This window comes from Geodermatophilus sp. TF02-6 (assembly GCF_003319115.1).
GTDB lineage: Bacteria > Actinomycetota > Actinomycetes > Mycobacteriales > Geodermatophilaceae > Geodermatophilus.
This window is the reverse complement of record NZ_QOHF01000004.1, coordinates 55,311-72,179: the sequence shown is the minus strand read 5'-3', so window position 1 is coordinate 72,179 and position 16,869 is coordinate 55,311. Positions and strand designations below refer to the sequence as shown.

Annotated in this window: 18 protein-coding genes; 2 read left to right on the top strand and 16 right to left on the bottom strand. The window is 72.8% G+C overall.

From position 1 onward, the window contains the following. Positions 1-12: 12 nt before the first annotated feature. The gene (locus DQ238_RS05100) at positions 13-2,103 is read right to left on the bottom strand and encodes a protein meaA (protein ID WP_255418017.1); all 2,091 of its coding nucleotides are present in this window, start codon (positions 2,101-2,103) and stop codon (positions 13-15) included. A 14-nt stretch (positions 2,104-2,117) separates the two neighbouring features. On the opposite strand from DQ238_RS05100, the gene DQ238_RS05095 reads away from it, so the two are divergent. Further along, the gene (locus tag DQ238_RS05095) at positions 2,118-2,444 is read left to right on the top strand and encodes a hypothetical protein (protein ID WP_113780221.1); all 327 of its coding nucleotides are present in this window, start codon (positions 2,118-2,120) and stop codon (positions 2,442-2,444) included. Here DQ238_RS05095 and murA read toward each other — a convergent pair. Then, a complete protein-coding gene (gene murA, locus DQ238_RS05090; RefSeq protein ID WP_113780220.1) occupies positions 2,441-3,721 on the bottom strand; it encodes a UDP-N-acetylglucosamine 1-carboxyvinyltransferase in 1,281 nt (426 codons plus the stop codon). The genes DQ238_RS05095 and murA overlap by 4 nt on opposite strands. A gap of 92 nt (positions 3,722-3,813) precedes the next feature. Between murA and DQ238_RS05085 the strand changes: the two genes are divergently transcribed. Then, a complete protein-coding gene (locus DQ238_RS05085; RefSeq protein ID WP_113780219.1) occupies positions 3,814-4,434 on the top strand; it encodes a cob(I)yrinic acid a,c-diamide adenosyltransferase in 621 nt (206 codons plus the stop codon). Between the two features lie 97 nt (positions 4,435-4,531). On the opposite strand, the gene DQ238_RS05080 is transcribed toward DQ238_RS05085, so the two are convergent. From DQ238_RS05080 to DQ238_RS05015, 14 genes are all read right to left on the bottom strand, one after another. After that, on the bottom strand, positions 4,532-4,933 hold the full coding sequence (locus DQ238_RS05080; RefSeq protein ID WP_113780218.1) for a DUF2550 domain-containing protein: 402 nt from the start codon (positions 4,931-4,933) through the stop codon (positions 4,532-4,534). A gap of 33 nt (positions 4,934-4,966) precedes the next feature. Then, positions 4,967-5,356, bottom strand: a complete 390-nt coding sequence (locus DQ238_RS05075) for a F0F1 ATP synthase subunit epsilon (protein ID WP_113780217.1) — start codon at positions 5,354-5,356, stop codon at positions 4,967-4,969. 340 nt (positions 5,357-5,696) lie between these two features. Beyond that, a complete protein-coding gene (gene atpD, locus DQ238_RS05070) occupies positions 5,697-7,133 on the bottom strand; it encodes a F0F1 ATP synthase subunit beta (protein WP_113780216.1) in 1,437 nt (478 codons plus the stop codon). 84 nt (positions 7,134-7,217) lie between these two features. Further along, on the bottom strand, positions 7,218-8,198 hold the full coding sequence (locus DQ238_RS05065) for a F0F1 ATP synthase subunit gamma (protein WP_113780215.1): 981 nt from the start codon (positions 8,196-8,198) through the stop codon (positions 7,218-7,220). A 2-nt stretch (positions 8,199-8,200) separates the two neighbouring features. After that, a complete protein-coding gene (gene atpA / locus DQ238_RS05060) occupies positions 8,201-9,838 on the bottom strand; it encodes a F0F1 ATP synthase subunit alpha (protein WP_113780214.1) in 1,638 nt (545 codons plus the stop codon). 59 nt (positions 9,839-9,897) lie between these two features. Beyond that, positions 9,898-10,770: a F0F1 ATP synthase subunit delta gene (locus DQ238_RS05055; RefSeq protein WP_113780213.1), complete on the bottom strand. Its 873-nt coding sequence runs from the start codon at positions 10,768-10,770 to the stop codon at positions 9,898-9,900. After that, the gene (locus tag DQ238_RS05050; RefSeq protein WP_113780212.1) at positions 10,770-11,363 is read right to left on the bottom strand and encodes a F0F1 ATP synthase subunit B; all 594 of its coding nucleotides are present in this window, start codon (positions 11,361-11,363) and stop codon (positions 10,770-10,772) included. Before DQ238_RS05050 ends, DQ238_RS05055 begins: the two co-directional genes overlap by 1 nt. A 40-nt stretch (positions 11,364-11,403) precedes the next feature. Then, positions 11,404-11,631, bottom strand: a complete 228-nt coding sequence (atpE, locus tag DQ238_RS05045) for an ATP synthase F0 subunit C (RefSeq protein ID WP_014742489.1) — start codon at positions 11,629-11,631, stop codon at positions 11,404-11,406. Positions 11,632-11,715: 84 nt separating this feature from the next. Continuing rightward, positions 11,716-12,516: a F0F1 ATP synthase subunit A gene (atpB, locus tag DQ238_RS05040; RefSeq protein WP_233495722.1), complete on the bottom strand. Its 801-nt coding sequence runs from the start codon at positions 12,514-12,516 to the stop codon at positions 11,716-11,718. Between the two features lie 26 nt (positions 12,517-12,542). Continuing rightward, complete coding sequence (locus DQ238_RS23565) at positions 12,543-12,752, bottom strand: hypothetical protein (RefSeq protein WP_233495721.1); 210 nt, start codon at positions 12,750-12,752, stop codon at positions 12,543-12,545. A 128-nt stretch (positions 12,753-12,880) separates the two neighbouring features. Next, positions 12,881-13,357 (bottom strand): hypothetical protein, encoded by a 477-nt coding sequence (locus DQ238_RS05030; RefSeq protein WP_113780210.1) that lies wholly within the window; start codon positions 13,355-13,357, stop codon positions 12,881-12,883. Further along, the gene (locus tag DQ238_RS05025) at positions 13,354-14,613 is read right to left on the bottom strand and encodes a glycosyltransferase family 4 protein (RefSeq protein ID WP_113780209.1); all 1,260 of its coding nucleotides are present in this window, start codon (positions 14,611-14,613) and stop codon (positions 13,354-13,356) included. The genes DQ238_RS05030 and DQ238_RS05025 overlap by 4 nt, the downstream gene beginning before the upstream one ends. A 262-nt stretch (positions 14,614-14,875) precedes the next feature. Further along, the gene (locus DQ238_RS05020) at positions 14,876-15,532 is read right to left on the bottom strand and encodes an L-threonylcarbamoyladenylate synthase (RefSeq protein ID WP_233495720.1); all 657 of its coding nucleotides are present in this window, start codon (positions 15,530-15,532) and stop codon (positions 14,876-14,878) included. A gap of 38 nt (positions 15,533-15,570) precedes the next feature. Continuing rightward, complete coding sequence (locus tag DQ238_RS05015; RefSeq protein ID WP_199506146.1) at positions 15,571-16,833, bottom strand: cytochrome P450; 1,263 nt, start codon at positions 16,831-16,833, stop codon at positions 15,571-15,573. Positions 16,834-16,869 lie beyond the last annotated feature (36 nt).

Sequence of the window (16,869 nt, the reverse complement as noted above, 5' to 3'; positions counted from 1 at the left end):
CCCACGCTCCGGTCAGGCCGGGACCGGTTCGTCGAGGCCGTGGGCCTCGCGGATCACGTCAACGATCTGGCCCACGATGTCGGTCAGGCCGAAGTCCTTCGGCGTGAAGACGCGGGCGACCCCCTGCTCGCGCAGCCGGCGCGCGTCGCTCTCCGGCACGATCCCGCCGACCACCACCGGGACGTCGTCCAGGCCGGCCTCGCGCAGCCCGCGCAGCACCGCCGGCACGACCTGCAGGTGCGAGCCGGAGAGCACCGACAGGCCGACGACCTGCACGTCCTCCTCGACCGCAGCCGCCACGATCTGCGCCGGGGTGAGCCGGATGCCCTGGTAGACCACCTCGAACCCGGCGTCCCGGGCGCGGACGGCGATCTGCTCGGCCCCGTTGGAGTGCCCGTCCAGGCCCGGCTTGCCGACCAGGAACCGCAGTCGCCCGCCCAGCTCCTCCCCCGTCGCCCGCACCCGCGCACGGACGTCGGCCAGCGCCTCGTCGGCCTGCCCGCCGCCGATGGCCCCGGCGACGCCGGTGGGCGCCCGGTACTCGCCGAACACCTCGCGCAGCACGCCGGCCCACTCCCCCGTGGTCACGCCGGCGCGGGCGCACGCGAGGGTCGCCGCCATGAGGTTCTCGTCGGTGCCGGCCGCCGTCCGCAGCCGCTCCAGAGCCCGCCGCACCGGCTCGGGGTCGCGCTCGGCGCGCCACGTCCGCACCGACTCGCAGGCCGCGGCCTCCACCGCCGGGTCGACCACCTCGACGGCGGCGTCGAGATCGGCCAGCAGCGGGTTGGGCTCGGTGGTCTGGAACCGGTTGACGCCGACGACGACGTCCTCCCCGCTCTCCACGCGCCGGCGCCGCTCGGCCAGCGACGCGACCAGCCGGCTCTTCATGTAGCCGGACTCGACGGCGGCCACCGCCCCACCCATCTCCTGCACCCGGGCGATCTCCGCGCGGGCGCCCTCGACCAGCGCTGCCACCTTCTGCTCGACGACGACCGAGCCGGTGAACAGGTCCTCGTACTCCAGCAGGTCGGTCTCGTGGGCCAACACCTGCTGGTACCGCAGCGACCACTGCTGGTCCCACGGGCGGGGCAGGCCGAGCGCCTCGTTCCAGGCCGGCAGCTGGACGGCGCGGGCGCGGGCGTCGCGGGAGAGGGTGACCGCGAGCATCTCCAGCACGATCCGTTGGACGTTGTTCTCCGGCTGCGCCTCGGTCAGCCCGAGCGAGTTGACCTGCACGCCGTAGCGGAAGCGGCGGTGCCTGGGGTCCTCGACGCCGTAGCGCTCGCGGGTCAGCTCGTCCCAGAGCCGGGTGAACGCCCGCATCTTGCACATCTCCTCGACGAAGCGGACGCCGGCGTTGACGAAGAAGGAGATGCGGGCGACGACCTCGCCGAAGCGCTCGGCGGGCATCTGGCCGCAGTCGCGCACCGAGTCCAGGACGGCGGTCGCGGTCGAGAGCGCGTAGGCGATCTCCTGCACCGGCGTCGCCCCGGCCTCCTGCAGGTGGTAGCTGCAGATGTTGATCGGGTTCCACCTCGGCAGAGCCGTGACCGTGTAGGCGACCACGTCGGTGATCAGCCGCATGGACGGCCCGGGCGGGAAGGCGTACGTCCCGCGGGACAGGTATTCCTTGATGATGTCGTTCTGCGTCGTCCCGGTGAGCTGCGCGACGTCGTGCCCGTGCTCCTCCGCGACGGTCTGGTAGAGCGCCAGCAGCCACATCGCCGTGGCGTTGATCGTCATCGACGTGTTCATCTCGTCGAGCGGGATGCCGTCGAACAGCGCCCGCACGTCGCCGAGGTGGGCGACCGGCACGCCGACCTTGCCCACCTCGCCGGCCGCCAGCGCGTCGTCGGGGTCGTAGCCGGTCTGGGTGGGCAGGTCGAAGGCGACCGACAGGCCGGTCTGCCCCTTGGCCAGGTTGCGCCGGTACAGCGCGTTGGACTCGGCCGGCGAGGAGTGACCGGCGTAGGTGCGCATGACCCAGGGACGGTCGCGCTCCGGCGACGAGGGGAACGGCATGCCGCCGGAGTGTAGAGGTGTGTTACCGGCCAGTAGACCAGGCGCCTCGGGTGCTTCCTGGTGGCAGACTGCCAGGGACACGGGAGGAGGACGCCATGCCGCTCGCCGTCGGGAGCCAGGCGGACACGCTGCTCATGCAGGCAGTGATCGTCCTCGTCCTGCTCGGGCTCGTGCTCGTGCTCCGCTGGGCGTTCGGCTCCGACGACCGCCGGCGCGGGCGCCGGCCCACCGACGACGGCCTGCTGACCCCGGTGGCCACGGTGTCGCGGCGGGAGACGGCGTTGGCGCTGCGCGCGGTGCTCTCCGACGCCGGGATCCGCTCCACGGTCCGCTTCCCCGGCCCGCACCGGGCGCAGGTGCTCGTCTTCCCCGAGGACGCCGCCCGGGCCCGCGAGCTGGCCGCCTCCTTCCCCGCCCCCTAGTCCGACCGCCGCACCCGCTCGACGTGCGCGCCCAGGCCGCGCAGCTGCTCGACGAAGTCGGGGTAGCCGCGGTCGACGTGGTGCACGTCCTGCACCTCGGTCACGCCGTCGGACACCAGCCCGGCCAGCACCAGCCCGGCCCCGGCGCGGATGTCGGTGGCCACCACCGGCGCGCTGGAGAGCCGCTCCCGGCCCCGGACGACGGCGTGGTGCCCGTCGATGCGCACCGACGCGCCCAGCCGGACCAGCTCGTTGGCGAACATGAACCGGCCCTCGAACACGTTCTCGGTGATCAGCGCGGTGCCGGTGGAGACGGCGGCCAGCGCCACCGCCATCGGCTGCAGGTCGGTCGGGAACCCCGGGTAGGGCAGCGTGACGACGTCCACGCACCGCGGCCGCCCGTCCATCGCCACCCGCAGGCCCTCGGGCAGCGGCTCGACGTGCGCGCCGGCGTCGGCCAGCTTGGCCAGCGCGACGGTGAGGTGGTCGGCGACGGCCCGCTCGATGACGACGTCCCCCCGGGTCATCACCGCTCCGATCGCCCAGGTGCCGGCGACGATGCGGTCGGGCACGGTCGTGCAGGTGACCGGCTTGAGCGTCGGGACCCCCTCCACGACGATCGTCGAGGTGCCGGCGCCCTCGATCTGCGCGCCCATCGCGCTGAGCATCGCGCACAGGTCGACGATCTCCGGCTCGCGGGCGGCGTTGTCGACGACGGTCACGCCGTCGGCCAGGACGGCGGCCATCACCAGGTTCTCGGTGGCGCCGACCGACGGGAAGTCCAGCCAGATCGAGGTGCCGGTCAGCCGCGGCGCGGTGGCCACGAGGAAGCCGTGCTCGCTCTCGATCGTGGCGCCCAGCCGTTCGAGGCCGGAGATGTGCATGTCCAGGCCGCGGGAGCCGATGGCGTCCCCGCCGGGGAGCGCGACCCGGGCCGACCCGCACCGGGCGACCAGCGGGCCCAGGACGCTGATCGAGGCCCGCATCCGGCGCACCAGGTCGTAGTCGGTCTCGGCGGAGGGTTCCTCCGGCACGTCGACGACCACCCGACCACCGCCGCCGCTGTCGGGCAGGCGCTCGTACGTGACGTCGCAGCCGAGCCGGCGCAGCACCTCGCTCATGAGCGCGACGTCGAGGATGTCGGGGACCTCGTCGATGGTGGTGCGCCCGGCGGCCAGCAGCGCGGCCGCCATGAGCTTGAGGGCGCTGTTCTTGGCGCCGGTGACCCGCACCCGCCCGGTCAGGGCCGTGCCGCCGGTGACCTCGAAGCACTCCACCGGCTCACCCTACGGCGGCCCCGCTGCAGGGCCCCGCCGCGAGCCTCGGGACGGGGCCACGGGCAGGGGGTCCTTCTTCTAGGCTCGCGGGCATGACCGTCCGGCTGACCCGCATCTACACGAAGACCGGTGACGCCGGCCAGACCCACCTCGGGGACATGAGCCGGGTGGCCAAGACCGACCCGCGCCTGGTGGCCTACGCCGACGTGGACGAGGCCAACAGCGTGCTCGGGGTGGCCCTCGCCCTCGGCTCGCCGCCGGCCGAGCTCGCCGACCTGCTGCGCAGCGTGCAGAACGACCTGTTCGACGTCGGCGCCGACCTGTCCACCCCGGTCACCCCGGATCCGCAGTACCCCCCGCTGCGGGTCACCGCGGCCTACACCGAGCGGCTCGAGGCCGCCTGCGACGCCCACAACGCGACGCTGCCGAAGCTGGACAGCTTCATCCTGCCCGGCGGCACCCCGCTGGCCGCGCTGCTGCACCAGGCGCGCGTGGTGACCCGCCGCGCCGAGCGCAGCGTCTGGGCGCTGCTCGCCGCCGACGACGAGCGCACCAACCCGGAGACCGCCCGCTACCTGAACCGGCTGTCGGACCTGCTGTTCATCCTCGCCCGGGTCGCCAACCCCCGCGGGGACGTGCTGTGGGAGCCGGGCGCGCACAGCGGGGCGCACACCCAGCGGGCCGCGCGGTCCGGACAGCCGACCGGCGACTGAAGAAGGCCCCCTCCTCCCCACTCCTCGCAGGCTCGGGGTGGTACCCGGGAGGGGGCCGGAGCCTCGGGACGGGGCCGAACGGGGGCAGGGGGGTCCTTCAGCGCACCGGTGGGGCGGACTCCACCCAGGAGAGGAAGCCCGTCACCGTCGAGGGGTCCATGGCCAGCTCGCGGGGCCCGGCGGCGGTGGCGCAGGAGAGGACGACGACGTCCTCGGGCAGCGCGACGTCGGTCGGGCCGGCCCGGCGTCGCCCCCGCACCTGGACCTCCGCCCGGCACAGCCGCTGGTGGGGACGCAGCGACAGCGACAGCGCCCGGTACCACAGCAGCGCGTCGTCGCCGTACCAGGCCACCCCGACCGACCACCGGGACGAGCCGGCCGGGCGCAGCCACATGGGAACCGCACCGACCCCGGAGAGCAGGAAGCGGCGGCGCAGCAGGAAGGCGACCACCAGCCCGACGAGCAGGACGCCGGCCAGGACCAGCAGGGCGGTGGTCACTCGCGACGCCGGCGGACGAGGAGCGGCTCGGGCTCAGACGTCCTGTCCCGCGGCCCGCAGCCGGGACTGGGCCCGGCGGGCGGCGGCCAGGGCCTCGGGATCGTCGCTGCGTTCCTCGGCACGGCGCAGCGCCTCGCGGGCCCGCTCGACGTCGATCTCGGAGGAGATCTCGGCGGTCTCGGCGAGGATCGACACACCCCGGTCGCTGACCGACAGGAAGCCACCGTGTGCGGCGACGACCATGTCCTCGCCCTCGGTGGTGCGCACGGTCACGACGCCGCCCTCGGCCAGCTGCCCCAGCAGCGGTGCGTGACCGGGCAGGACGCCGAGCTCGCCCTCGGTCGTGCGGGCGATGACCATGGAGGCCTCGCCGGACCAGATCAGCCGCTCGACGGCCACCAACTCGACCTGCAGGGTCGCCACGACACTCCTCGGGGTCCACCGATGGGCGGTGCGGAGACGCCGCGCCCAGCGGACACGACGACGGGTCGCGCACACTCTATCGGCCGCGCTCGGGCGTCCTGGCGGGCCGTCCGCGGGCGACCGGGCCGGCCCGGATCCGGTCCACGACGCGGAACGGCCGGGCCCCGTGCGGGGGCCCGGCCGTCAGAGTGCTGGATCGGCCCCGCTCCAGTCAAAGGACCCCCCTGCCCCCCTGGCCCGCTCCCGGGGCCCGGCCCGAGCGTGCGAGGGTCGGGGAGGAGCGGGTCCTTCTACTCGCGGCGGGACCCTGCAGGGGGGCCGGGGGCAGCGGGGTCCTTCCTCAGCCCCGCTTGAGCCGGTCAGCGTTGCGCTCGAGGTCCTCGAGACCACCGCACATGAAGAACGCCTGCTCGGGCACGTTGTCGTACTCGCCGTCGGTGATGGCCTTGAACGCCTGCAGCGTCTCCGCCAGCGGCACGAAGGAGCCCGGCTGCCCGGTGAACGCCTCGGCCACGAACATGTTCTGCGACAGGAACCGCTCGACGCGGCGGGCCCGGTTGACCGTGACCTTGTCCTCCTCGGAGAGCTCGTCGATGCCGAGGATGGCGATGATGTCCTGCAGCTCCTGGTAGCGCTGCAGGATCTGCTTGACCCGCTGGGCGATCGCGTAGTGGTCCTGCCCGATGTACTGCGGGTCGAGGATCCGGCTGGTGGAGTCCAGCGGGTCCACGGCCGGGTAGATGCCCTTCTCCGAGATCGGCCGGGAGAGCACCGTGGTGGCGTCGAGGTGGGCGAAGGTGGTGTGCGGCGCCGGGTCGGTGATGTCGTCGGCGGGCACGTAGATGGCCTGCATCGAGGTGATCGAGTGGCCGCGGGTCGAGGTGATCCGCTCCTGCAGCTCGCCCATCTCGTCGGCCAGGGTCGGTTGGTAGCCCACCGCGGAGGGCATGCGGCCCAGCAGGGTGGAGACCTCCGAGCCGGCCTGGGTGAACCGGAAGATGTTGTCGATGAAGAGCAGCACGTCCTGGTTCTGCTCGTCGCGGAAGTACTCCGCCATCGTCAGCGCCGACAGCGCCACCCGCAGCCGGGTGCCCGGCGGCTCGTCCATCTGACCGAAGACCAGCGCGGTGGACTCGATGACGCCGGACTCGGTCATCTCCGTGATCAGGTCATTGCCCTCGCGGGTGCGCTCACCGACGCCGGCGAACACCGACACACCGCCGAACTCCTGGGCGACGCGGCGGATCATCTCCTGGATGAGCACGGTCTTGCCCACGCCGGCGCCGCCGAACAGGCCGATCTTCCCGCCGGCCACGTAGGGGGTGAGCAGGTCGAGGACCTTGATGCCGGTCTCGAGCATCTCCGTGCGGCCCTCGAGCTGGTCGAACCGCGGCGGGTGGCGGTGGATCTCCCAGCGCGGCGCGTCGTCGCCCCAGCCGGGGGTGTCGAGGCACTGGCCGAGCGCGTTCCACACGTGGCCCAAGGTGGCGTCACCGACCGGGACCGAGATCGCCCGGCCGGTGTCGGTCACCTCGGCACCGCGGATCAGCCCGTCGGTGGGCTGCATGGAGATGGTGCGGACCACGTTGTCGCCCAGGTGCTGGGCCACCTCGAGGGTCAGCGTCTTGGACAGGTCGGCGAGGTCGACGTCGACGTGCAGGGCGTTGAACAGGTCGGGGATCGCGTCGCGCGGGAACTCGACGTCGACGACCGGCCCGGTGACCCGGACGACCCGGCCGGTCGTCAGGGTGGTCGGACGGTCCTCGGTGACGGTCATCTGTACTGCCATCTGTACTGCTCTCCTGCCCTGGGGCTCGGTGGGTTCCGCGTCGTGGGTGCCGCACCGCTTCGCGGTGGTGGGTCAGTCGTCGGTGTTGGCCGCGACGAGCGCGTCGGCGCCACCGACGATCTCGCTGATCTCCTGGGTGATCTCGGCCTGGCGGGCCTGGTTGGCCAGCCGGGAGAGGTTCTTGGCCAGCTCCTCGGCGTTGTCCGACGCCGACTTCATCGCCCGCCGGCGGGACGCCGACTCCGAGGCTGCCGCCTCCAGCATCGCCGCGTAGATGCGGCTGGTGACGTACTTGGGCAGCAGCGCGTCGAGCAGGACGTCGGCCGAGGGCTCGAACTCGTAGGAGGTCGGTACCTCGGACGCGCCGGAGCCGCGCGCCACGCCCCTCTCCCGGTCCTCCTGCTCGTGCTCGAACTCCTCGACCTCCTCGACCTCCAGCGGAGCCATCCGCTTGGCGACCGGGACCTGGGAGAGCAGCGAGCGGAACTCGGTGTAGACGATGTGCAGCTCGTCCACCCCGAGGACGCCGTCGGCGCCGGGGCCGTCCCCGTCGTCGTCCTCACCGTCGGTGAAGGCGCCGATGAGCACCTCACCGACGCGCTGGGCGTCGACGTAGTTCGGCTGCTCGGAGAAGCCGGTGAAGGTGTCGGCCATCGTGCGGTGGCGGAAGGAGTAGTAGGTCTCCCCCTTGCGGCCCACCACGTACAGCAGCGGCTCCTTGCCCTCCTGGCGCAGCAGGGAGAGCAGCTCCTCGGTGCGGCGCAGCACGTTGACGTTGTACGAGCCGGCGAACCCGCGGTCGGAGGTGATCACGAGGACCGCCGCCCGGCGCGGGTCCTGCCGCTCGGTGAGCAGCGGGTGGTCCAGCGACGCCGAGCCGGCCAGGGCCGACAGCACCCGGGTGATCTCCCGGGCGTAGGGCTTGGACGCCTCCACCCGGGCCTGGGCGCGCACGATGCGGGCGCCGGCGATCAGCTCCTGCGCCGAGAAGATCTTCTTCGTCGACTGGGTGGAGCGGATGCGGCGCCGCAGCGCGCGCAGGTTGCCGGCCACGGTCAGGCGCTCCGCTTGACCTGGACGCGCTCCTGCCCGCGCTCGGACGCGTCCATGGCCTCGGCCTCGGGCTCGTGGATGCGCAGGGGCTCGCCCTCGGCGGTCTGGAACTGGCCGTAGAACTGCTCGACCGCGGCCTCCAGACCCCGGACGGCGTCGTCGCCGAGGGCCTTGGTCTGCCGGATCCCGTCGTAGACGCCGGCGTGGCTGCGGGCGACGAAGTCGAGGAACTCGCGCTCGAACCGGCGGACCTCCGGCACGGGCACCTTGTCCAGCTTGCCGGTGGTGCCCAGCCAGATGGCGACGACCTCGCGCTCGACCGGGTAGGGCTCGTACTGCCCCTGCTTGAGCAGCTCCACCAGGCGCTGCCCCCGCTCGAGGGTCGCCCGGCTGGAGGCGTCGAGGTCGGAGGAGAACGAGGCGAAGGCCTCGAGCTCGCGGTATTGGGCGAGGTCGAGGCGCAGCCGGCCGGCGACCGACTTCATCGCCTTGATCTGCGCCGCCCCGCCCACGCGGGACACCGAGATGCCGACGTTGATCGCCGGGCGGACGCCGGAGTTGAACAGACCGGTCTCGAGGAAGATCTGCCCGTCGGTGATCGAGATGACGTTGGTCGGGATGTAGGCCGAGACGTCGTTGCCCTTGGTCTCGATCAGCGGCAGGCCGGTCATCGAGCCCGCGCCCAGCTCGTCGGAGAGCTTGGCGCAGCGCTCCAGCAGCCGGGAGTGCAGGTAGAAGACGTCACCGGGGTAGGCCTCGCGGCCTGGTGGGCGGCGCAGCAGCAGCGAGACGGCGCGGTAGGCCTCGGCCTGCTTGGACAGGTCGTCGAAGACGATCAAGACGTGCTTGCCGTCGTACATCCAGTGCTGGCCGATGGCCGAGCCGGCGTAGGGGGCGATGTACTTGAAGCCGGCGGCCTCCGAGGCCGGGGCGGCGACGATCGTCGTGTACTCCATCGCCCCGGCCTCCTCGAGGGCGGCGCGGAGAGAGGCGATCGTCGAGCCCTTCTGGCCGACGGCGACGTAGATGCAGCGGACCTGCTGCGTGGGGTCGCCGGTGGCCCAGGCCTGCTTCTGGTTGATGATCGTGTCGATGACGATCGCGGTCTTGCCGGTCTGCCGGTCGCCGATGATCAGCTGGCGCTGGCCGCGGCCGATGGGCGTCATGGCGTCGATGGCCTTGATGCCGGTCTGCAGCGGCTCGTGGACCGACTGGCGCTGGACGACGGTGGGTGCCTGCAGCTCGAGCGCGCGGCGGCCCGTGGTGGCGATCGGGCCGGCGCCGTCGATCGGGTTGCCCAGCGGGTCCACGACGCGGCCGAGGTAGCCGTCGCCGACGGGCACGGAGAGCACCTCGCCGGTGCGGCGGACCTGCTGGCCCTCCTCGATGCCGGCGTAGTCGCCGAGGATGACGACGCCGACCTCGCGGACGTCGAGGTTCAGCGCCAGGCCGCGGACGCCGCTCTCGAACTCGAGCAGCTCGTTGGTCATGACCGAGGGCAGGCCCTCGACGCGGGCGATGCCGTCGCCGGCCTCGGTGACGATCCCGACCTCTTCGCGGGTGACGTCCGCGGAGTACTCGGTGACGTAGTTCTGGATGGCACTGCGGATCTCGTCTGCGGAGATCGTCAGCTCGGCCATGGCGTGGAGTCCTCTTCCCTGCTGGGTGGTGTCTGTCTGCTCGGGGTCCGGGTCCTCGGTCAGCCGACGAGCCGTCGGCCGGCGTCCTCGAGGCGGTGCGCGATGCTGCCGTCGATGACCTCGTCACCGACGCGGACGACCAGGCCGCCGAGCACGCCCGGGTCCACGGTCACCTGCACCCCGATGCTGCGCCCGTAGAGGCGGCTGAGCACGTCGGTGAGGCGACGCTCCTGCGCGGGCGTCAGCGCGACCGCCGTGATGACGTGGGCCACCGACCGGCCGCGACGGCGCGAGGCCAGCTCGGAGAGCCGCTCGACGACGTTCTCAGCGTTACCGATCCCCCGGCTGGCGAGGTGGTTGCGCAGCAGCATCGCCGTGACCGGGCTGACCCGGCCGGCGAGCAACCGGTCCAGCAGTTCGGCCTTGCCGGCGGCCGGAGCGGTCCGGTCGGAGAGGATCCGGGACAGTTCCGCATCCCCTGCCACGATACGCCCGAACCGGAACAGCTCGTCCTCGACGCCGTCGAGCTCACCGCGGGCGTCCGCGGCGTCCAGGGCGGCGTCGGTGGCCAGGGACTCCATCGCATCCACCAGGTCCAGCGGCCGCGACCAGCGCTGCCGGGCCGCCGTCCCCACGAGGTCGAGGGTGGCGGCCGAGACCCTGCCCTCCAGCACCCGGCGGGCCAGGCCCACCCGGTCGGCCGGGCTGCCCGACGGGTCGGTCAGCGCCCGGCGCAGCGTCGTCTGCCCGTCGAGCAGCCGCGCGACGGCGAACAGCTCGTCGGCCAGACCCAGCAGCTCCTCGCTGGAGACGGCGCGCGGCTGCCCGGTCAGGCGCTCGCGGGTCTTCTCCACCAGCCCCTCGGCGGGCCGGGTCAGCTCGGTCAGGCGCACGCGGACCTCGGCCAGCGCCTCGCGGCTGGAGGCGTCCATCAGCGGTCGCCCTGGACGTACACCGAGCTGCCGGTGGCGCCGCCCCGCGCGGTGCGGCCGTCGGGCGAGCCGGCGGCCATCCCCTCGAGCTGGTCGAGGAACCGGTCGACGGTGCCGCTGCGGCGGGCGGAGTCCTCCAGCGACTCCCCGACGACCCGTCCGGCGAGGTCGACGGCGAGCACGCCGATCTCACCGCGCAGCTCGTTGACCACCTGCTGCCGCGAGGCCGCCAGCTGCTCCTCGCCGCGGGCGATGATCCGCGCCGACTCCTCCTGGGCCTGGGCGCGCAGCTCCTCGAGGATCTGCTGTCCTTCGGCCCGGGCCTGGTCGCGGATCTGCGCCGCCTCGGTGCGGGCCTCGGCCAGCTGGGCGCGGTACTGGTCCAGCGCCGCCTTCGCCTCGGCCTGCATCGCCTCGGCCCGCTCGATCCCGCCCTCGATCGCCTCCCGGCGAGCCCGGAAGACCTGCTCGAAGCGAGGAGCGACGAACCTGGCGAACACGAGGAAGACGAGCCCGAAGGCGATCAGCCCGATGATGATCTCGCCCCACGGCGGGATCAGTGGGTTGTGCGTCTCCGCTGCGAGGATGCTCATGCTCAGTTCCCTGTCAGGAGGAGTGGTCGACGCCAGCGGATCAGGTACCGAAGACGAAGGGGACGACGAAGCCGATGAGGGCGAGCGCTTCGGAGAGGGCGAAGCCGAGGAACGCGTAGGTGCGGGTCAGGCCGGCAGATTCCGGCTGGCGGGCGGTGGCCTGGATGTAGGCGGCCCACACGATGCCCACGCCGATGCCCGGGCCGATGGCGGCCAGGCCGTAGCCGACCGAGCCGATGCTGCCGGTCAGTTCCGCGAGAACGTCCATTACGGGGTGTTCCTCCTGTGTCGTCGCCCGGTGTCCTCCGGGGCGGCTGGGGGTCTTGCCGGTGGTGCAGTCTCTGGTGAGGACTCAGTGCTCGGCCTCGATGGACCCGTTCAGGTAGGTGCCCATCAGCACAGTGAAGACGTAGGCCTGCAGGAAGATGACCAGCAGCTCGAAGAAGGTCATCACGATCGCCATCAGCACCGAGACGGGGCCGAAGACCCATGAGAAGTTCTCGCCGAAGCGGCTGAACAGGTAGACCGCCCCGAGGGAGAAGACGACCAGCAGCATGTGGCCGGCGAACATGTTCGCGAAGAGCCGGACGGCGAGGGTGAACGGGCGGACGATGAAGTTCTGCAGGATCTCGATCGGCGTCACCAGGATGTACATCGGCTTCGGGACGCCGGGCAGGAACAGGATGTCCTTGAAGTAGCTACCGGCACCCTGCTCCCGGATGCCGATCCAGATGTAGATCACCCAGCAGATCAGGGCGAGGACCAGCGGAAAGGCGAACTTCGACATCGGCGAGATCTGCGCGAACGGGATGATCGCCATCACGTTGTTCGCGAGGATGAAGAAGAAAAGCGACGCCAGGAAGGGCGCGAACGGCAGCCCCTTGGGGCCGACGACATCGCGCGCGATGCCGTCGCGGACCAGTGAGTAACCGCTCTCGCCGACGAACTGCAGCTTGCCGGGGACGATCTGCGGCTTGCGGACCGCCGCGATCAGGAAGGCCAGGATCGCGAGCGTGGCGATCCAGAGGATGATCGTGATCCGGGTGATCTCGAAGGGGATCCCGAACAGCGAGAACGTCGCGATGGGCTCGGGGTAGAACTCACCGAGGCCGGGAGCCTGGAAACCGTCGCCGCCGCCTTCGGCGGCGAACACGCTGCCTAGCGCGAGGGCGCTGGAGGTCACCGTTGTCCCTTCTGCGTCCTGGGCCGGCTCCGTCGTCCGCCCTGGGTCGTGCCTGGCCGCTTCCCCGCGGGCGGGTCGACGGCTCCGTACCTGACGACGACCAGGTAGATGGCCACCGCCATGCCGAGGACGATCCCGACCGGGGCGAAGAACAGGATGTCCAGCCACCGGTCGAGCAACCACCCGGCCCCGCCCCACACCGCCATCCCCGAGATCAACGTCCCGGTGACGGCCCAGCCGGTGTCGGCGCCACTACCGGTCCGCGCTGGCTGAGCAGGTCGAAGCCGGGGCTCCCCATGAGGGGAGGGGTCCTCGGCCATCGGCGGGGACACTATCAGCCGCGTCCCGCGCGGTTCTCCGGCGGCCGGGGGTCTCCCCCGGTCGCGGGCGGTGCCGGCGGGGGGACGTAGTAGATCTGCCGGGTCCAGACCCAGCGCAGGTGGACCGCACTCCACAGGAGAGCGCCCACGACGACCGTCCACGCCAGGGTGACGACGTCCAGCCAGCCGTCCTCGGGCAACGCGTCGAGGACGGCGAAGAGCACCAGCGCCTTGACGAAGAACGCGCCGAGCGCCGCCGGCAGCGTGAAGGAGTCGTTGATCCGGCCGGCCCACGCCACCACCACACCGGAGACGACGAAGAAGGCGGTCACCACGACCGCTCCCCCGAGGACACCCACCGCGTCGTCCCACCCGGTCACCAGACCCACGACGGGGACGGCGATCGCGGCGGCGACGGCTGCGGTCAGCGCTCCGACGCGCAGGAACGACAGGTCCCAGGGGGCGTCGGAGCGGGGGGGTGAGGTGGTCATCGGACTCCCTGCCCGGCCCCCGCCGCCCGCGGGGCCGGTTCGGCGGCCTGGTCACGGGACCGGCCGGCAACGGTCGAGGAGGCGGCCCGTGCCGTGGGGTGGTCGGCGCGGCTGCGTTCTCGCTGCGCGGTGATCCTGGCGGCCCGGGCCTCCCGCGCGGTGCGGCGGGTCCGGGGGCTGAGCACGACGACGACGCCGACGACGAGCAGGGCGGCGATGGCGACGAGCAGCTCCGCCCTCCCGCCGGTGATCGACAGCGCCACGGCGCCGAAGGACAGCAGCGTCGCCCAGAAGTACATGACGAGCACCGCGCGGCGGTGCGAGTGGCCGATGGCCAGCAGCCGGTGGTGCAGGTGCATCTTGTCCGGGGAGAACGGTGAGCGCCCCCGGCGGGTGCGCCGGATGACGGCCATGACCAGGTCGACGAACGGGATGAACAGGACCGCGACGGGGACCAGCAGCGGCAGCGCCAGCGGTAGCAGGCTGGCCGCGGAGTCGAACGACTGGGGGTCCACGCGCCCGGTGGCGGTGACCGCGGCGGCCGAGAGCATGAGCCCGACGAGCATCGAGCCGGAGTCGCCCATGAAGATGCGGGCAGGGCTGAAGTTGTGCGGCAGGAACCCCAGGCAGGCCCCGGCCAGCACCGCGGTGACCAGCGCGGGCGCGCTGGCCACCTCGTCGTAGCCGACCAGCCCGAGGTTGTAGCTGTAGGCGAAGAAGGCCAGCGCGGCGACCGCGGACACCCCGGCGGCCAGCCCGTCGAGGCCGTCGATGAAGTTCAGCGCGTTGACGGTGAGGACGGTCAGCAGGATCGTCAGCGGCACCCCGATGTCGGGGCCGAGCGAGAGCGTGCCGATGTCGGCGACCGGCAGGAACACGAACGCCAGCTGGACGCCGAGCAGCACCATCACACCGGCGGCGGCGATCTGCCCGGTGAGCTTGGTCAGCGCGTCGAGTCCGAACTTGTCGTCGAGCACGCCGAGCGCGCAGATGATCCCGCCGGCGACGAGCACCGCCGCCGTCTGCGAGTCCTCGAAGGTGCGCTGCAGCGCCGGCAGCCGGGTGGCCACCATGACCGCCGCGGCGACACCGAGGTACATCGCCACCCCACCGCCACGCGGCGTGGGGATGACGTGCACGTCGCGCTCGCGCGGGGCGGCCATCATCCGCAGCCGGACCGCCGCCAGTCGCACCACCGGCGTGGCCAGGTACGTGACCAGCCCGGCGGTGAGCAGGACGACGACGTACTCGCGCATGGGTCAGCAGGGGCCGGTGGAGGCCGTGCGCGCCGGTGCCCGGCCGGCGGTGGGGCCCCAGGAGGAGGTGCTCATCGCGGCGGATCTCCCGGGGATCGACGACGGGCTGTCGTCCCACGGTATCGCTGCGAACCCCGCCCCACCGGGAGGGCGCCCACCACGGCCCCACGGCGGCCCTCCTGCAGTCGAAGGACCCCCTGCCCCCCACCGTCGCGAGCTCGCGGCGGGACCCTACAGGGGGCCGTTGGGGGCAGGAGGGTCCTCACTCGGTGAGCTCGGGGGCGACCTCGCGCAGCCGCTCCACGGGGACGGCGCCGACCCGCAGCACCCGCGGCACCGATCCGGTGCAGTCGACGATCGTGCTCGCTCCGGAGCTCGCGCGCGGTCCGCCGTCCAGGGCGACGGCGGCGTGCGTCCCGAGCTGGGCGACGGCCTCCTCGGCGGTGGTCGCAGCGGGGCGACCGGAGCGGTTGGCGCTGGAGACCGCCAGTGGGCCGGTGCGGCGCAGCAGGTCGCGGGCGACGTCGTCGTCGGGCAGCCGGACGGCGACGGTGCCCTCGGCGTCGCCCAGGTCCCAGGCGAGGGACGGCGCGTGTTCGAGCACCAGCGTGAGGCCGCCGGGCCAGAACGCCTCGGCGAGCCGGGTGGCCACCGGGGGGACGGTGACGACGAGGCCCGCCAGCGTGGAGGCCTCGCCGATCAGGACCGGCACCGGCATGGCCCGGCCGCGGTTCTTCGCCGCCAGCAGCCTGGCGACCGCCGCCGGGGTGAAGGCGTCCGCGGCCACGCCGTACACGGTGTCCGTGGGCAGCAGGACCAGATCGCCGCGACCGAGCGCCGCCGCCGCGGCGTCCAGCCCGGCCGCTCGGGCGCCGGGGTCGGTGCAGTCGTAGGTCGCCGGGGTCGAGGGTGGGGCCACGGGGCGGCAGTCTGTCAGGAGCCGGGTGCCTCACCGGGTCATCGGGTGGCGGACGGTTCTCCCTGCAGCCGGACGTCCTGGATGACCACGCCGCTCTTGGGCAGCGTGGGCATGCTGCTCAGGCTGACGCTGAGGTCCTGGACGCGCACCTCGTACCGGGTGGCCCGGGTCAGCAGCCGGACGGCCTCCATCAGGAGATCGATGGTCGCCCACTCACCGGGGCAGCGGTGGTTCTCCGCCGGGTCGCCGCCGCCCTGGGGGATGAGGGTGTCGGGGTCTCCTGACCAGGTGCGGAACCGCTCCGGGCGGAAGGCCTCGGGCTCGTCCCACAGCCGGTGGTCGTGGTTGGTGCCGTAGAGGTCCAGGAGCACCCAGTCGTGCAGCGCGAAGTCGTGCCCGTGCCAGGAGAAGGGCTGCCGCACCCGGCCGGCGATGAGCGGGAAGAACGGGTAGAAGCGGCGGACCTCCTGGACGAACCCGAGCAGGTCGTCCTCGTCCCCGGCGGCGAAGGTGTCCCTCCACCTCGGCTCGCGGACGAGGGCGAGCGCGGCGAACACGACGAACCGGCTCACCGCCACGGTCGGCCGGAGGACGTTGAGCAGCTCCACCGCGGCCACCTTGACGTCGAGCAGCGTTCCGTCGAGGTCGCGGTGGGCCGCGATCGCGGCCAGGGCCCTGCCCTCGGACGGCTGCACCTCACCGCTGCGCACCCGGGTCACGAGCTGACGCGCCCACAGCTCGCAACGGTTGCGCAGCAGCCTCGCCCGCCAGTTCGCCCACCCCACGGTGCCGGCGTTGTGCACCATCGCCGACAGTTCGCGGGTGCGCAGCCGGACCTCGCGCTCGGTCAGCGGGACCCCGGCCCAGGCTGCGGCGGTGCGGGTGAGGACCTCGTCCATCTCGTCGTGGAGGACGACCCGGTCCCTGCCCTGCCAGCGGCGGGCGGCGGCTCGCCACTGCTCGGCGAAGATCTCCCGCAGCCTCGGGTCGTCGGCCTGGGGCAGGACGTCGAGGAACAGCTGCTTGCGGTGCCGGTGGGCCTCGCCGTCCAGGGTCTGGACGCTGCCCTCGTCCTGGAGCAGGTGCTGGACCGACGTGGGCAGCGCCCGGTTGCGGGTGAACCGGTCGTCGCCGTAGAAGATGCGCGAGGCCTCCGCGCCGCGCATGCAGACCGCCGGCAGGAGCAGGAGACGGGTGCGGAAGGCGTCGGTGCCGAGCCGGTCGCACCGGCTGGAGATGAAGGCGTAGCCCTCGCTGAGCAGACCGACCGAGCTGTCGACCGTCCGGAGCCTGGGGATCACCGCACCCGGATACCCGGGATCTCCGCGGCCTATCTC

Coding starts and splice junctions, on each gene's coding strand:
- DQ238_RS05095 (WP_113780221.1), top strand. CDS start 2,118: ATGCCGCTCGCCGTCGGGAGCCAGGCGGACACGCTGCTCATGCAGGCA.
- DQ238_RS05085 (WP_113780219.1), top strand. CDS start 3,814: ATGACCGTCCGGCTGACCCGCATCTACACGAAGACCGGTGACGCCGGC.
- atpD (WP_113780216.1), bottom strand. CDS start 7,133: ATGACCGTCACCGAGGACCGTCCGACCACCCTGACGACCGGCCGGGTC.
- atpA (WP_113780214.1), bottom strand. CDS start 9,838: ATGGCCGAGCTGACGATCTCCGCAGACGAGATCCGCAGTGCCATCCAG.
- DQ238_RS05055 (WP_113780213.1), bottom strand. CDS start 10,770: ATGGACGCCTCCAGCCGCGAGGCGCTGGCCGAGGTCCGCGTGCGCCTG.
- DQ238_RS05050 (WP_113780212.1), bottom strand. CDS start 11,363: ATGAGCATCCTCGCAGCGGAGACGCACAACCCACTGATCCCGCCGTGG.
- atpE (WP_014742489.1), bottom strand. CDS start 11,631: ATGGACGTTCTCGCGGAACTGACCGGCAGCATCGGCTCGGTCGGCTAC.
- DQ238_RS23565 (WP_233495721.1), bottom strand. CDS start 12,752: ATGGCGGTGTGGGGCGGGGCCGGGTGGTTGCTCGACCGGTGGCTGGAC.
- DQ238_RS05030 (WP_113780210.1), bottom strand. CDS start 13,357: ATGACCACCTCACCCCCCCGCTCCGACGCCCCCTGGGACCTGTCGTTC.
- DQ238_RS05025 (WP_113780209.1), bottom strand. CDS start 14,613: ATGCGCGAGTACGTCGTCGTCCTGCTCACCGCCGGGCTGGTCACGTAC.